This window comes from Ferviditalea candida (assembly GCF_035282765.1).
Classification (GTDB): Bacteria; Bacillota; Bacilli; order Paenibacillales; family KCTC-25726; genus Ferviditalea; species Ferviditalea candida.
In genome coordinates this window covers 32,438-48,718 of sequence record NZ_JAYJLD010000010.1, presented here as the reverse complement: position 1 = coordinate 48,718, position 16,281 = coordinate 32,438, and the positions used below count along the sequence as shown (strand labels likewise).

The following is a 16,281-nucleotide window of genomic DNA, read 5'->3' as shown; positions in this document are numbered from 1 at the left end:
ATGGCAGCAGAACAAAAAATCATTTCGCCGATCCCGGGAGTATTTTACCGCAGGCCCAGCCCGGAGGAAGAGGTTTATGTGAAAGAAGGACAAAGCGTGAATGCCGGCGATACCGTCGGTCTGATTGAGGTCATGAAGAATTTTTACGAGGTGAAAGCGGAACATAACGGCATTTTACAGAAATTCCTGGTAGAAAACGAGCAGGTAATTAATGCCGGCGAGGAACTGGCCGTACTCTTGTCGGAGGAGTCGATATGAAATACTTCGATAGAGTGCTGATTGCGAACCGCGGGGAAATTGCCCGCCGCATTATCCGGACATGCAAGCGGCTGGGTATCCAAACGGTATCCGTTTATTCCGAGGCGGATGCCGAGCTTCCGTTCGTCAAGGAAGCCGATGAAGCCGTCCCGATCGGGCAATCCCAAGCCAAAATGAGTTATCTGGACATTGAAAAAATCCTGGATGCCGCCAAACAAACGAATGCCCAAGCGATTCATCCCGGATACGGATTTCTTTCGGAAAATCCGGCATTTGCCAAGAGATGCGAGGAGGAAGGGATTGTTTTTATCGGTCCCCGCTCCTCGATGATTCAAGCGATGGGCAGCAAGATTGAAGCCCGCCGGCTAATGCAGGCTGCCGGAGTGCCTGTTGTTCCGGGCTACGACGGCAAAATCGATACCGTCGAGGAGGCCTTGCGGATTGCCGAGAGCCTCGGTTATCCATTGATGCTGAAAGCCAGCGCAGGCGGCGGCGGAATCGGCATGCAGCTGGTAAGCAGCGCCGAAGAGCTGCAAAAAGTATATTCCTCCACGATCCAGCGGGCCAATTCATACTTTGGCGACGGCACCGTTTTTCTCGAAAAATTCATTGAAAACCCGCGGCATATTGAGGTTCAGGTGGTATGCGACCATCACGGAAACGCGATTCATTTGTTCGAGAGAGAGTGCTCCGTGCAGCGCAGGAACCAGAAGGTCATTGAAGAAAGTCCGTCTCCCTTCCTGACTGGCGAGGATCGGCGAAAGCTTTGTGAAACTGCCGTTCAGGGCATTAAAAATATCGGCTATACGAATGTCGGGACGATGGAGTTTATTTTTGGCAACGACCACAGCTTCTACTTCCTGGAAATGAATACCCGATTACAGGTGGAGCATCCCGTCACCGAGGCCGTTACCGGTCTGGATCTGGTTGAATTGCAGCTTAAAATCGCCGCCGGGGAGCAGCTTGCAATCAAACAGGAGGACGTGAAGCAAAACGGCCATGCCGTAGAAAGCAGATTGTACGCCGAGGATCCCTTGACTTATTTCCCTTCCCCGGGAAAAATTAACCGTTTGACATTTCCCGGTCAGGATGTCCGCCTTGATTTCGCCGTGGTTGAGGGCAATACGGTGTCTCCCTTTTATGATCCGATGATCGGGAAGATCATTACCCACGGCTCGACTCGCGAGGAGGCGCTGCAAAAAATGGAACGCTCCTTGACAGAGCTGGACGTAGACGGCATTACAACCAATTTGCCGCTGCTCATCCAGGTGCTGCAAAATCGTGATTTTCAACAGGGAAATTACACGACGCAATTGTTGAACAAAATGGGGAACGGAGGGATTGGCATTGTTAAAGGTTGACTTGAATTGCGACATGGGGGAGAGCTTCGGGCTTTATAAATTGGGAAATGATGAAGAAATGATGCAGTATATCACCTCAGCCAGCATTGCATGCGGTTATCACGCAGGCGATCCCCATGTCATGAGAAAAACAGTGGAAATGGCCAAGCAATCCGGCGTGGAGATCGGCGCCCACCCTTCCTTCCCGGATTTGATGGGATTCGGGCGCAGATATATGTCGAGTACGCCGTCGGAAATTAAAGACTATGTCGTTTATCAGCTGGGGGCGTTGCGCGAATTTGCTTCCGCCAACGGAGTCCGCATTCAGCACTGCAAGCCCCATGGGGCTCTTTATATGATGGCCATGGAGGATGAAAAAATCGCCAGGGCCATTCTTGAGGCGATCGCGCAGGGAGACGAGAAAACCATCATCTTCGCGCTCAACCATTCCGCGGTTGCGGATGTGGGGCGGCAGATGGGCATTCCCGTTGCGAGAGAGGTATATTCGGACCGGCAGCACACCAAAACGGGGTCGATCATCCTGACGCGTACGGGCCAGCAGATCGAAAGCTATGAGGAAATGGCCCAACGTGTGGTGCGAATGGTCAGCGAAGGAAAAGTGATCACGGATACCGGCGAGGACGTTGACATTACCGCGGAGACCGTCTGCATCCATGGCGACGGTCCCGGCGCGGTCCAGCTGGCAAAGGCCGTAAGCGAGGCATTGACAGCAGAGGGAATTGAAATCGTTTCGGCCAAGCATCTGTTGGGAGTGTAAGAATAAGGCGTCAGATGTCTCTTTGAACCTCTTTGATCGATTCATACAGAATGTCCAGCATTCTCTGCAATTCTAGTTCATTGATAATCAACGGCGGACAGACGGCAACCATATCCGTCTGATCGATTGAAATCGCCCTTGTGATCAAGCCATTCTCCAGAGCTTTGGCAAACACGCGGTTTGCCGCATTCAATTCTTTGGAGAATGGTTTTTTCGTTGCTTTCTCTTGGACGATTTCTATTGAACCTATCAATCCTCTAGACATGAAGTTCCCGACAATATCCAGCTCATCCCGCATTTTTTTCAGGCCTTCCTGAAGAAGCAGGCCCATTTTCGCCGCATTGTCAACCAGCTTTTCATCCGCCATGATCTCAAGATTTTTCAAAGCGACCGCGCACGCCGTCGGATGGCCGCTGTAAGTAAATCCATGGGGCAATATCGCGCTTTCCTGAGAATTTGCGACTAATTCCTGATGGATGCTCCCGCGTATGACCACGCCTCCTAACGGAATATATCCGCTCGTAATGCCCTTGGCGATGGACATCATATCGGGAACAACCCCGTCATACTCTACCCCGAACCATTTGCCGGTTCTGCCGAAACCGGTAATGACCTCGTCGGCGATCATAAGGATTCCGTACTTATCGCAGATTCTTCGGATTTCTTTCAAATAACCCAGCGGAGGCACAATGACCCCGCCCGCTCCCTGGATTGGCTCAACGATAACAGCCGCAACGGTTTTCGGACCCTCGCTTTGGATGATATCCTCGATGCTTTTGATGGAATATCCCGTGCAGTCTTCTTCCTCGCAGCGATAGCAATACGGGGCGGCGGCATGCAAAAAGCCTTCGGCCAGCGGTCCGCCCATTTGGCGGAAAACGGGAATTCCCGTAGCGCTTGTCGCTCCCATTGAAATGCCGTGATAAGCCCTGTATCTCGAAATGATTTTATAGCGGTTGGGCTGGCCTTTTAGCTTAAAATAATGACGGGCTAACTTGAAGGCGGTGTCATTGGATTCGGAGCCCCCGGATGTAAATTGCGTGACGCTCAGGTCGCCCGGAGTCAGAGATGCGAGCTTTTCCGCCAATTCGATCGCGCCGCGGTGGCTGAACCGGTTGAAGGAATGGCTGAACGCAAGCCGGCTCATCTGCTCCCTGGCAGCCTCCGCAAGCTCCGCTCTGCCATGCCCGATATTTACATTCCACAGTGAGGAAAGCCCGTCGATATACTCCTTGCCGTTGAAATCATAGAGATAGATGCCTTGTCCTTTCTCCATCAGCACCATCGGTCCCTGCGAATAATGATCTTTAATCGGACTGGAAGGATGCAGGCAGTGTTTTTTATCCAATTCAATTAATTCCGACAGATTCGACAAAATGATCTCTCCTTCTATATAAACTATATAAAGTTCCGCCTTTTATTTATATGCGCACATCCATCTCCAGCATGCTGGCTTTAGCCCCCACAAGATGCTGAAATCCCTTTAAGGACGACAAAATATCCAATGGCTCAAGCGATTTCATAATAAAAATAATGTGGGAACGGCGATCTTCGCCTGGCCATTGTTCAAGGTGATCGGGCGGATGAATAATGTGCTGCACTCCATTCAGAATTACGGGGCCCGCTTCGCCCACATCGACCATCCCTTTCACTCTGAGGACATCCCTGCCGTGAGCATAGAGCAGCATACTTAACCACAGCCCGAATGCCGTCCAGTCCAAAGGCTTGTCAAAGGTTAGCGATATGGAGCGGGGTTCGGTGGAATGGCTGCTCCCATTTGATGATGGATCGGGTAATGCCGCCGATAGATTCGCTTTTCTCAGCTTCGTTGGGCCTGTTTTTAATAACGCTTCGGGTTCAATATTTCCAAAAACAGCCTCCATCACCGTGACAGACGGATTCAACCCGGCTAAAAGGGAATGGAGTCGGTTGATCTGATCGGGAGCAGCAATGTCTGTTTTGGTGATGATGACTTTGTCGGCAACCGTGAATTGCTTGACGGATTCCGGATGAAGCTCAAGGTGCATTGGTCCGTTGACGGCATCAACGGTTGCAATGACGCCGTCGACGAAATAGTGGTGCTGCAAAACGGGATCCGAAAGAATCGTGAATAAGATCGGCGCCGGATCGGCAAGTCCGCTGGTTTCAATGATGACCCGGTCAAGCTGGGAGATCTCGCCCCGCTCATGCAAACCCAGCAAATCCTTCAAGGCTTTTACCAGATCGTCCCTAACCGTACAGCAAAGACAGCCGCCTCCCAGCAGCACGGTATGCTCATCTACCCGCCTTAGCAGATGATGATCCAGACCGACCTTGCCGAACTCATTCACTAAAACAGCCGTATGTCTCATTGAGGGGTGTTCCAAAATACGGGCAAGCAGTGTGCTTTTCCCGCTTCCCAAAAACCCGGTAAAGATGGTGACAGGCCGCTTCATGCATTCATCATCCCTTCTCTCCCGACTCATGCCGAGCGGATTTGAGCGCTTCAAGCAGCAAGGGATCGAGCGGATCAAGCGTACGGGCAATCAGTTTTTCCGCTGCCGGCCATAAACCGCCAAGATCTTGGACAATGATCGAACTGCCTTTTTTGTCGCTGAGTAAATATTTGCTTCCGCTCCAATCATCCAGGCGCAGCCCGTAGAACCGAAGGATTTGGTTGGTAAGGCGCGTCCTGTGGCTGCGCCCGCGCAGCCTGGCCCGCTGCAAATCTCCCGTCACCACCGATTCCGAAGCATTCCTGTCGTCTAAAGGCCGATCCGTCCAATGAACCTGCATCACAAATTCCCCGCATAATACACACATAATCCAGATAAACCTCCCTTGTCAGAACATCACATCTCCGCTGTTGGGCCCCAAGGTTTGCCCTGTGTACAGGTTTCCATCCGGATCCGACGCAAGCAGTACGGCAGTCGGCGCCACTTCCTCCACCCGTCCGAAGCGGGGTATCGCAAGCTGGGATTTTTTCCAGGCTTTCCAGTTCTCGTCGATATCGGCGACCATCTGTGTCTCAATCGGACCCGGCGCAATGCAGTTGGCGGTAATTCCATACTGTCCGAGTTCAAGCGCTACGGATTTGGTAAACCCGATTACGCCGGCTTTGGCCGCGGCATAATGGCTGAGCTCGATCCCGCCTTTTTGCCCGAGCTGGGAGGCCATGTTGATGATCCGGCCCCAGCGTTGTTCAATCATATAGGGAACCGCGAGCCTGGTCGTTAAGAAAACACTCTTCAAATCCACTTCAAGCATTCGATCCCACATTTCAATGCTCATGTCCTGAATGAGACTCTGAGTAAGAATCCCGGCATTGTTGACCAGAATATCGATGCGGCCGAAGGTGCAGACCGTGCTCTCAATCAGGCTCCGCACAACCTCGGTCTTTGTGATATCCCCTTCCGTGACGATCACTTTCCCGCCGTAGGAGGAAAGCTCATCCGTCAATGCTTTAAGCTTCGCTTGGCTTTGGCCGTAAATATTGAGAGACAGATCTGCCCCTTCTTTGGCATAAGCGATTGCGATCGCCTCACCCATTCCCTGTCCCGCTCCCGTGACGATGGCCGTCCGGCCTTTTAACTTCATGCTTATCCCCCTTTGTTAAAATGTACTTGGCGCTTAAGAAGTTTCCTTCACACCAAGTACACGGATTCATAAAATCTTTTTACTTATCAATTATTTCGATCGGGGGAAACGCTTGGCATAATCATCGGCAATTTCGTTAAAGGTTGCCCAACGCACGCCGTCATGTCCGTTAATATATTCAATCAGCCTTTCATGCATCAGAAGCACCTGGGGTCTGCCGCTTACATCAGGATGAACGGTCATGGTGAATACGGCATAATCATGCTCGCGGTATACCCAATCGAATTGGTCGCGCCACATCTGTTCAATATCGCGCGGATTGACAAAGCCGTGGCTGTTCGGCGATTTCTTTATGAACATCATCGGCGGAAGATCATCCAAATACCAGTTGGCCGGAATTTCGATCAAATCCGTTTCCGTGCCCCGCTGCAGCGGTTTCATCCAAGCATCGGCCTGCCGGGAATAATCGATCCTTGTCCAGTTGTCGCCCACGCGAACATAATATGGGGAAAAATCGTTATGCATCAAGCTGTGATCATATTTAATCCCGTGCTTTAACAGGAGCTCATTGGTCACATTTGAAAATTCCCACCAAGGAGCAACATATCCGGTAGGTCTTTTCCCCGATACGCTTTCAACCAAATCGATGCACTTGAGCAGGATATCTTCTTCCTGTTTCGGCGTCATGGCAATCGGGTTCTCATGAGAGTAGCCGTGAATGCCGATTTCGTGTCCGCCCTCAACAACCATTTGGGTCTGCTCGGGGAACGTTTCGATGGAATGTCCGGGAATAAACCAAGTCGTTTGCAAATTATACTTTTCAAACAGCTTCAATAAACGGGGGGTTCCCACCTCGCCGGCAAACAGTCCGCGCGAAATATCGTCGGGCGAATCTTCCCCTCCATATGAACCAAGCCAACCTGCAACGGCATCGACGTCAACACCATACGCTACGAAAATCTCCTTCTTTGCCATTCCCATCTCATCTCCTTTTCGAGGATTAAAATATTCAATGTTCAGATATATAAGCAAGATTCATGCCAAATCAGGCCGGGGACTTAACCGCCGCTTCCTTACAAGCGCTTCCGTCAATATGCAGTTTTGCATGAACGTTTTCGATATATTGGATCTAATATTCAAAAAAATGAATAATGAAGAACTTGCCGTTTTGCATAAACAATTATGTATTACTGCATAAATTTTGTGATTTTTCTGCTGATTGTTGATTGATCGACTCCCAAGACTCTGGCCATCTCCGTCGTTGTTCCGTACTTTTTCTTGGCCAGCAGCAGCAGCTTTCTTTCCAGGATGTTTACCGCTTCCTTTAAAGGCATGACATCCGAAACCGTAATTCGCGATTGGGCATTTTGCGAATTCAGCATCATTTCGGGCAGATGTTTTTTTTCAACCAAATTTTGATCGGTAATCACGACGAGCCTTTCCACGATATTTTGCAATTCTCTTACATTTCCCTCCCAGTTGTAGGCCTGCAAAAATTCCAGCACCTCTTGCGAGAAAACTTTGTTTTTCTTGTATTTTTCATTATATTTCTCGATAAAAAATAGAGTCAGCGGCAGGATATCCTCTTTTCGTTCCCGCAGCGGGGGAATATACACAGGGACGACGTTCAGCCGGTAGTACAAGTCCTCCCGAAAGTTGCCCTTCTTCGTTTCTTCCTGGAGATTGCGGTTCGTTGCCGCAATGATCCGCACATTCAGCTTGATCGGTTTGGTTCCGCCCAACCGGACCAGCTCGTTCTCCTGAAGCACCCGCAGCAATTTCACCTGAAGCGGCAGAGGGATCTCCCCGATTTCGTCCAAAAACAATGTCCCTTCATTCGCCAATTCGAACGTGCCCTTTTTCCCGTCCTTGGAAGCGCCGGTAAATGCGCCCTTTTCGTAGCCGAACAATTCCGATTCCAGCAAATTTTCCGGTATGGCCCCGCAATTCAGTTTGATAAAAGGCTTGTCTCTCCGATGGCTGTTCTGATGGATGTAGGAGGCAATCAATTCTTTGCCCACACCGGATTCCCCTAAGATGAGAACCGTCGAATCCACCTCAGCGACCTTGCTGGCCAGGGTTACGGCGTTCTCCATTTTTTCGCTCTTGAAAATAAAGGAATCATCCCGCATCGCCATCTGCTTAAGCTGCTTGAGCTCACGTTTGTAGCCTTCCATCAGTGCCCGAATCACCTCAAGCTCGGACTTCAGCTGGCTTTCCTGTGTGATGTCCCGGGACACGTTTACAACGCGGATAATTTTCCCATTCTTGTCCTTGACCGGCGTCCCCAAAACCATCAGCCTTCGTCCCGTCGAGGTGATTTGGATTTCCTGCACCTTCTCCTTGCTTTCCAATACCAAGCGGGTGATCGAAGGCTTGAACGTCCCCTTTTTCTCTAATTCATAGATGCTTTTTCCTATGAAGTACTCCGCATCGTAACCGAAAAATTTCTTGCACGCCGAGCTTACCCGCAGCGTTTTTCCTTCTCCGTCCGTCACAAAGATAACATCATAGCTCGACTCAAAGACGGCCTTCAGGTCAATGAACATATTCGAGTAATTGGCCAGATTCATCGGCAATTCCTCGATTTGCTCGGCATCCCAATAAACTTGAAGAGCGCCTGCGGAAGCTCCGTTGCAGGAAGCCTCGCCATATACTTTGTTGACCTTTTGTTCAATCCATTCAAGCTTGGACTCATCCAAATCCTGCAGGGTTTGGTTGGCAAAGCAAATGCCGGATTCATGGTCAACGACGGTTAATTGATGGGGAAAGGAAGACAGCAGGGCCTGATAGAAATCATTCTGCTTTTTGCCTCTCAAATAAAGAAATCGATAGATCGATTCGCGGTCCGCCCATCCCAACAATTGATTCTGCTTATTCTTGCAAAACCATAAAGAAAATTCCTCCCACTTGTTTTGGGCGATATAACGCTCCAGATCTTCCACGAATATAAGGCCGACGGGAATGATTCTGTTCCTGTTGTCCGATGCCACGGCCCCGATCAGATTGTCCTGCGGATCGCAAAGAAAAACGATTTCCGACTCCCTGTGAGTGAAGGAAGCCTGCTGCCATTCTTCATGGGAAATGATTCGATAGTTTTGACTTAAAATAACCGAGATATCCATGGGCTCACCTTTTTGAATGTTTTGAAAATTAATGTTATTATTTAATATTCTGCATAATCGCGGTGAATTCCTTGTGCCTACAGGATTTAACTTGGCATATAAATTGCTTCTAATATTCTTGAACAAAATCTGTATGAGTAACAAAGGAGGGATTTGGATTGACAATGGCTACACGAGTAGTTGACCTCACCTTAACCATTGAGGACAATATTCCCGCGCACAAGCTTTTTCAAAGTCCGGTCTACGGTCCGAGATGGACACACGACTTCAGCAAGGATCTGAAACTTGGAGTTGAGGGTGATCGAATCTCGTTCGCTACCAGCCATTTCAGCATGCTGGACCATGTCGGCACCCATGTGGACGCCTTCTATCATTTCAGTCCAACCGGAACCACTATTGATGAAATGCCTCTCGAAATGTTTTTCGGCAAAGCCGTATGCTTTGATCTGACGCATATTCCCGACCTGGGTGAAATTACGGTTGCCGATCTGGAGCTTGCCCAGGAAAAAGCGGGGGTTCAAGTGGACGGTCATATTGTATTGCTCAATACCGGCCTTCATAAACGCCATTATCCCAATCGTTCCGTCGTAACCAGCAATCCCGGCGTTACGGCCGAAGCAACGCACTGGCTTGCCGACCGCGGTTCCAAGGTGCATGGAGTCGAAGGACCTTCCACCGACCCGCCGAATGTGGACCACTTCGCCAACCATCGCGTCTGCAGGGACAGAGGGCTTACTCACTTTGAATGGCTCGTCAATCTGGAGGAGCTTGTCGGCAAAGGTGAATTTATGTTCTATGGAATTCCTCTCAAATTTAAAGGCGGAAGCGGATCGCCTGTCAGGGCGTTTGCCATTGTTGAGGAGTAATGAGATCGCAGGATAATGAATCTAAAAAAGAGGTGTAAAAGATGGAACAGCTTTTTTCTCCTGTACAGCTGGGTAATCTGAAGCTCAAAAACCGGATTGCCTTGGCGCCCATGACCCGAGTGAGCGCAGCTGAAGATGGTTCGGTGACCGAGCGGATGATCCGATATTACTTGAGGTTTGTACAGGGAGGCTTCGGCCTGATTATTACAGAGGGGACCTATATCGACGAATCCCGCAGCCAAGGCTATTTGTACCAGCCCGGACTTACAAGCCGGGAGCATATCGAATCATGGAGAAGGCTGACCGAAGCCGTCCATCATGGCGGCGCGCGCATCTTTTCCCAGATCATGCACGCCGGCGCCTTATCGCAGGGCAATCGATTTACCGCGGTGTCGGTCGCTCCCTCCGCCGTACAGCCCAAGGGGGAACAATTAGCCATGTATCGGGGCGCCGGGGCTTACAGGCTGCCCCGTGAAATTACCGGGGCGGAAATTCAGGAGGTGATCGGCAGCTTTGCCGCAGCGGCTGTCCATGCCCGCGAGGCCGGATTTGACGGCGTCGAAATTCATGGAGCCAACGGTTACATCCTGGATGAATTCCTGACGGACTATACGAATCGCCGCACGGATGAATACGGGGGCTCGACAGAAAATCGGGTCCGTTTGTCTGCCGAAGTCGTTCAAAGGATTCGGGAAGCGGTCGGCCCTGAATATCCGGTGGGAATCCGCATTTCACAGGCCAAGGTCAATGATTACGAGCATAAATGGCAGGACGGCGAATCGGATGCGGAGATCATCTTCAGCCGGCTGGCGCAAGCAGGGGCGGATTTTATCCACGTCACCGAGTATGATGCAGCGCTGCCGGCCTTCGGAACGGGCTCGTCACTGGCTGCGCTCGCCAAAAAATACGGAAGGGTCCCCGTCATTGCCAACGGCAATCTGGAGGATCCCTTGAAAGCGGATGCCCTGCTGGCGAAAGGCGAGGCCGATCTTGTCTCGCTCGGCAAAGGGGCGCTTGCCAACAGAGATTGGCCGAATCGCGCCCTGCAGGGCGAACCGATCCGGCCCTTTACCCCGGAAATCTTTCAGCCGTATGCGGACATTAAGGATGAAGAGCTTTAAATCCGGTTATCCAAGCCGCAGGCGCTGGCACGCCGGATCAAAATGTGCGGAGGAGAATTTTCAAGATAGGAGATAGGAATGAATGAAACAATCTGTACAGGCTGCTCTCGTGCAATTTTCGCCATGGCCGATGAGAGAGATGGACCGCAATGTCGACTACATCAAGTCGCAAATCGACAACTTGGCCCAAACCGGAAATGAATTAATCGTGTTTCCGGAAATGAGCGTGACCAATTTCTTCGAACACGATGCGAACGGCCGGGAAGCGTATTGGAATCACGGGGCAATCGCGATTGAAGGTCCGCAGCTGAATTCAATCATCATGAAGGCCCGGGAGCATCAGTGCTATGTAGTTGTCGGCTTTGCCGAACGCTCCCCTGTTATCGGCATGATGCATAACTCCGCCGCGCTGATCGGCCCGGATGGTCTTATCGGGGTTGCCCGGAAAATTCATTTCCCCGGTTTGGAAAAGCTCTACTATACGTCCGGAACAAGCATCGATGTGTTTGAAACGCCGATCGGGAGAATAGGGATATGCATTTGCTATGACTGCATGTTTCCGGAAGTCACTAGAGCCTTGGCCGTCAAAGGAGCGGAAATCATCGTTTCCGTGTCATCGATTTGGGAGGGAGGTGCCAAAGGCGGAATCGGTTTGCCGGAGTATAAGAAAGCCTTTTGGGATCAACTGCCGCTGGTGAGAGCGATGGAAAACCAAGCCTTCGTGATCGCTTGCAACGGGGGCGGATCCCATATGATCGGAAGGGATATCGGAACATGGAGCAGATTGGGAATGAGTAAAATTGTCGCGCCGAACGGAGAAATGCTCGCGAAAGCCGATCATGCCGATGAGGCCGTTTTAACGGCTGTCCTGAAGGAACGGGAGCTTATCCAATCACGAAGCCAGTACACCTTTTTGGCGGATCGCAAACCGTACTTATTCCAAGACTTAAATACCATAAGTTAGAAGTTAAAGGAGGAGCGAAATTGATTAGATTGGGTGTAGATGTTGGAGGAACGTTTACCGATTTGATCCTGATTCATGAAGAAACCGGGCAATCGTGGGTTCATAAAGTGCCGTCCACTCCTTCGGATCCTTCCGAAGCAGTGATTCGGGGTGTGACGGAGATATGTGAAACGGCAGGAATACAGCCCTCTGAAATTGATCAGTTTTTCCACGGCACTACGGTTGCGACGAATATTGTTCTGGAGCACAACGGCGCGAACGTCGGAATGATTACGACCGAAGGCTTCCGGGATATTTTGCATATTGCCCGCCACAAGCGACCCTACAACTTTTCTTTATATCAGGATCTGCCGTGGCAGAAATACCCTCTTATTGCGAGGCGCCATCGTCTCGTTGTCCCGGAAAGAGTATCTGCGGACGGAAGCGTGCTGATTCCGTTGGATGAGGAAAAAACCCGCGAGCAGGTCAGAAAGCTGAAGGAAGCAAAGGTCGACGCAATTGCGGTTTGCTTCATGTTCTCATTTAAGAATCCGGCCCATGAAAATCGGGTAAAAGAAATTATTCAGGAGGAGTTCCCCGAAGCTTATTTATCCGTCAGCAATGAAATCTTGCCGCAATACCGCGAATATGAAAGGTTCAGCACCGTCGCGTTAAATGCTTTTATCGGTCCGAAAACAAGCCGGTACATTAAGCGGCTGAAAGACACGCTGATCGAAATGGGTGTCGATACGGGCGTGCATTTGATGCAATCCAACGGCGGAATTGCCACAGCCGAGGTCGCCGTGGAAAAACCGATCAGCCTGCTCCTCTCGGGTCCCGTAGCCGGTTTGATCGGCGGTATCAAGGCAGCGAAAAATTCCGGCTTCGACAACGTGATCACATTGGATATCGGAGGCACCTCGGCAGATATCGGGGTCGCGCCGAACGGGGAAATGCGCATGCGCCATTTGCTGGACACGCGAATCGGCCAATACAATGCGATGGTTCCGATGGTTGACATTGATACGATCGGCGCCGGCGGGGGATCGATCGCATACGTCGATGAGGGCGGGATTTTCCGTGTCGGACCGCAAAGCGCAGGCGCAGCCCCCGGACCGGCCTGCTACAATCAAGGCGGGACGGTTCCGACCTCCACAGACGCGAACGTCATCCTCGGCCGCATTCATCCGGAAAGCCGGCTTGCCGGTTCGATGCAAATTGTGCCTGAGCTGTCCTATCAAGCGTTTGATGAACACATTGCCTCGAAGCTGAACATGACAACGGTGGACGCTGCAGCAGGGGCGCTGAAAATCATGACCCACAATATGGTCAACGCGATTGAAATGAACAGCGTGCGCAAAGGCTACGACCCCCGCGATTTCACGCTGGTCGCGGCCGGCGGGGCCGGACCGTTATTTTCCTGCGACATTGCCGAGGAATTGAACATCCCGTTCGTCGTGGTTCCGCCATATCCGGGGATCACTGCGGCAATGGGTCTGCTTGCCACAGATATTGCCTATGAGAAGGTCAATACGCTTTGGGCAAGCCTTACCCACCCCGATGTTCCGAAAATTGCTTCCGTGATTGAAAGGCTCGAAACCGAATCGATTGCAGCCCTGAAAGCCGACGGAATCGCCGATGACCAAATCATGCTGCGCCGCGTATGCGATTGCCGTTATGCGGGACAGGGCTACGAGCTGCGCGTCGATGCGCCGGATGGAGAAATGAACGAGGAGTGGGTGAAGGAAGTCATTCAAAGATTCCACCAAGTCCATGAGCGTGAATATGCGAGCCAGTTCCCGGATCAGGAGGTGGTTGCGATCAACGTCCGCGTCATCGGCGTCGGTCTGGTAAAATCGGACAAGGAACAAGCCTTTGTCAACCAGCCGAAGGAGAATTTTTCCGCAAACGCTTATCCCGCTTATCCCGTTTATTTCTGGATCAGAGATCAGCTGCAAAAGGTGAAAACCCCGTTCATCAATCGCGAAGACGTGCCTGTCGGAACGACATTGTCGGGCCCTGCAGTAATTCAGCAGAAAGACAGCACCACTTTATTGCCGCCGGATTGTACGGCCAGGTTCGACGTTTACGGAAATATCGTGATCGATATCCGGAAAAAAATCGAAAAGAAATTTGAGATATTCGCTTCCATTTCAAATTGATATGCACGTGTACAACATCCGTATTGAAAGGAGATAGCATGGATATGGCTGAACAAAAGAAAGTCGGCATTGACCCCGTCACCTTGGGAGTTATCGCCGGATCGTTCAACGCAATTGCCAAAGAGATGGCCTTGGTGCTTTACCGCATGGCCTATTCGAGCATTATTCGCGAGTCGGAGGATCTTGGAGCCGGATTGTTTGATCCCGAGGGCAACGAATTGTGCGAAAGCGATTCCACTCCGATGCATATCGGTTCTTTGCCCGGTTACATACAGGGCGTCCGCCATTTTCTCGGAGACAATATTCATGACGGGGATATTATTCTGCACAACAACCCTTATCACGGCGCCTCCCATACCCCGGATCTTGCCATCATCATCCCGATTTTCCATGAAGGCGAACTCATCGCTTTCGCCGCGAATACCGGACATGTGCTTGATGTCGGCGGAATGTCTCCGGGATTGATGGTCGATGTCATCGACGTATATGCCGAAGGCAAGCATTACAATGCGGTTAAAATTTATGACAAGGGTGAACGGAACGAGGAGATTTGGCGGCACATTTTTGAAAACGTCCGGACACCGAAAGAGAACAAGGGCGACGTTGAAGCCATGATCGCCTCCGCGAAGCTTGGCAAAAAGCGCTATCTTGAGCTGGTTCACCGATACGGCCTGGAAACCGTGCAAGCCGCGGAAAAGCGCTGGATGGAATATTCGGAAGAAATGCTGCGCAAGGAGATCGAGAAAATCCCCGACGGCGTCTATAAAGCCCCGACCGGATGGCTGGATGACGACGGGCGAAATTACGGCGAACGGCTGCGCATCGAAACCAGCATCAGAGTCGAAGGCAGCGATATGATAGTAGATTTATCGGGCAGCTCCGATCAAGTGGAAACCGCATACAATGTGCCGTATTCCGGATCAACCCTGCCGGCGACCTACACGATCGTCCGCGCGATCCTGCTGGATGAAGCCAATTCGGAGGTATTCATCCCCCAAAACAGCGGCATTTTCAAGCCGATCAAGGTCGAAGCCCCCTACGGAAGCATCTGGAATCCAAAGCCGCCGGCCGCCTGCACGGCCCGGATCAATCAGGTGCAGCGTTTGGCCGATCAAATCAATCTGGCGCTTTCCGAGGTGCTGCCCGACAAGACAACGGCCGGAAATTCCGCCCATGTCCACTTTAACTCCTATGCAGGCGTCAAAGAAGATTCCGGCGAATATTGGGTCTACATCGAAGTCAATGAAGGCTCCTACGGCGGCCGCTATGGAAAAGACGGATTGGACAGCGTGGATAATCTGATCGCCAATACTCGAAATAACCCCATCGAAGAACTGGAAATGCGCCTGCCGATGCGATGCACACGTTATGAGCTCAGAGAGGAAGGGGCGGCTGCCGGTAAGTGGCGCGGAGGAATCGGCATCGTGCGGACCTGGGAGTTCTTGACTGACAGCTTATTCTCCGGTGAAGGCGACCGGCATACCGACCAGCCGCGCGGCGTATTCGGAGGACAGGACGGCTTGACGGGATCGATGAAGCTGAATCCCGGAACAGAAAAGGAAAAAAATCTGCATGCCAAGCTGACCAACTATAAAATCCGCAAAGGCGACATTCTTGAGATTCGCACCCCGTGTGCGGCCGGTTATGGAAATGCATATGAACGCGAACCGAAGCAAGTGCTGGAGGATATTCTCGACAATTACACGACGATCGAGAAAGCGAAGGAGTTGTACGGGGTTGTCATCCGCGATAATCTGACAATTGACATGGAAGCCACCCGACAATTGAGAGCCCAAATCCAACAGACTGTTTAAAGGTAGAGATCGTGATTTAAAAAGAAAAATCGTCATTGATTTAGTAAAAAAGAGCGAAGTTCGCGGGTAGATCCCCACGAAATTTCGCTCTTTTTGCTTTACAGTTGCCCATTTAAAGCAAATTATGGGCCGGCATCCTATTCTTCAGAGACTTTTAGTTAATGGGTGAGTCATTCTTTAATTTTACGAACTGGTGCTGAGGTTTCCAGTTTAAACAATACTCCCAATTCATCTAAAAACGGATTTTTCAATTTATTTTCTCGTCGACGGTGTTTCCAGTGATGCCGGCAACATACCC

14 protein-coding genes are annotated in these 16,281 nt (G+C 50.9%); 8 read left to right on the top strand and 6 right to left on the bottom strand.

The window, feature by feature from the left end; all coding sequences use genetic code 11:
• The 3 genes from VF724_RS08965 to VF724_RS08955 are packed head-to-tail and all read left to right on the top strand — an operon-like array spanning window position 1 to window position 2,376.
• A complete protein-coding gene (locus VF724_RS08965) occupies window positions 1-258 on the top strand; it encodes an acetyl-CoA carboxylase (RefSeq protein WP_371753900.1) in 258 nt (85 codons plus the stop codon).
• Entirely contained in the window at window positions 255-1,619 is a 1,365-nt protein-coding gene (locus tag VF724_RS08960; RefSeq protein WP_371753899.1) for an acetyl-CoA carboxylase biotin carboxylase subunit, read from the top strand. The genes VF724_RS08965 and VF724_RS08960 overlap by 4 nt, the downstream gene beginning before the upstream one ends.
• Window positions 1,606-2,376 (top strand): LamB/YcsF family protein, encoded by a 771-nt coding sequence (locus tag VF724_RS08955; RefSeq protein WP_371753898.1) that lies wholly within the window; start codon window positions 1,606-1,608, stop codon window positions 2,374-2,376. Before VF724_RS08960 ends, VF724_RS08955 begins: the two co-directional genes overlap by 14 nt.
• Window positions 2,377-2,386: 10 nt before the next feature.
• On the opposite strand, the gene VF724_RS08950 is transcribed toward VF724_RS08955, so the two are convergent.
• From VF724_RS08950 to VF724_RS08925, 6 genes are all read right to left on the bottom strand, one after another.
• Window positions 2,387-3,751, bottom strand: coding sequence for an aminotransferase family protein (locus tag VF724_RS08950; protein ID WP_371753897.1), 1,365 nt, complete (start codon window positions 3,749-3,751; stop codon window positions 2,387-2,389).
• Between the two features lie 46 nt (window positions 3,752-3,797).
• Window positions 3,798-4,811, bottom strand: a complete 1,014-nt coding sequence (locus VF724_RS08945) for a CobW family GTP-binding protein (RefSeq protein ID WP_371753896.1) — start codon at window positions 4,809-4,811, stop codon at window positions 3,798-3,800.
• Window positions 4,812-4,818: 7 nt separating this feature from the next.
• On the bottom strand, window positions 4,819-5,178 hold the full coding sequence (locus VF724_RS08940) for a hypothetical protein (RefSeq protein WP_371753895.1): 360 nt from the start codon (window positions 5,176-5,178) through the stop codon (window positions 4,819-4,821).
• Window positions 5,179-5,199: 21 nt separating this feature from the next.
• Window positions 5,200-5,952, bottom strand: coding sequence for an SDR family NAD(P)-dependent oxidoreductase (locus VF724_RS08935; protein WP_371753894.1), 753 nt, complete (start codon window positions 5,950-5,952; stop codon window positions 5,200-5,202).
• A 90-nt stretch (window positions 5,953-6,042) separates the two neighbouring features.
• Window positions 6,043-6,927 carry a polysaccharide deacetylase family protein gene (locus VF724_RS08930; RefSeq protein WP_371753893.1) on the bottom strand — a complete coding sequence of 295 codons (885 nt, stop codon included), beginning with the start codon at window positions 6,925-6,927 and terminating at the stop codon, window positions 6,043-6,045.
• 212 nt (window positions 6,928-7,139) lie between these two features.
• Window positions 7,140-9,077, bottom strand: a complete 1,938-nt coding sequence (locus VF724_RS08925) for a sigma-54 interaction domain-containing protein (RefSeq protein ID WP_371753892.1) — start codon at window positions 9,075-9,077, stop codon at window positions 7,140-7,142.
• A gap of 164 nt (window positions 9,078-9,241) precedes the next feature.
• On the opposite strand from VF724_RS08925, the gene VF724_RS08920 reads away from it, so the two are divergent.
• The 5 genes from VF724_RS08920 (at window position 9,242) to VF724_RS08900 (ending at window position 15,983) form a co-directional block, all read left to right on the top strand.
• Window positions 9,242-9,943, top strand: a complete 702-nt coding sequence (locus tag VF724_RS08920; RefSeq protein WP_371753891.1) for a cyclase family protein — start codon at window positions 9,242-9,244, stop codon at window positions 9,941-9,943.
• 41 nt (window positions 9,944-9,984) lie between these two features.
• A complete protein-coding gene (locus VF724_RS08915) occupies window positions 9,985-11,064 on the top strand; it encodes an NADH:flavin oxidoreductase (protein WP_371753890.1) in 1,080 nt (359 codons plus the stop codon).
• Window positions 11,065-11,146: 82 nt separating this feature from the next.
• On the top strand, window positions 11,147-12,028 hold the full coding sequence (locus tag VF724_RS08910) for a carbon-nitrogen hydrolase family protein (RefSeq protein WP_371753889.1): 882 nt from the start codon (window positions 11,147-11,149) through the stop codon (window positions 12,026-12,028).
• Between the two features lie 20 nt (window positions 12,029-12,048).
• Window positions 12,049-14,169: a hydantoinase/oxoprolinase family protein gene (locus tag VF724_RS08905; RefSeq protein WP_371753888.1), complete on the top strand. Its 2,121-nt coding sequence runs from the start codon at window positions 12,049-12,051 to the stop codon at window positions 14,167-14,169.
• Between the two features lie 44 nt (window positions 14,170-14,213).
• Window positions 14,214-15,983, top strand: a complete 1,770-nt coding sequence (locus VF724_RS08900) for a hydantoinase B/oxoprolinase family protein (RefSeq protein WP_371753887.1) — start codon at window positions 14,214-14,216, stop codon at window positions 15,981-15,983.
• Window positions 15,984-16,281 lie beyond the last annotated feature (298 nt).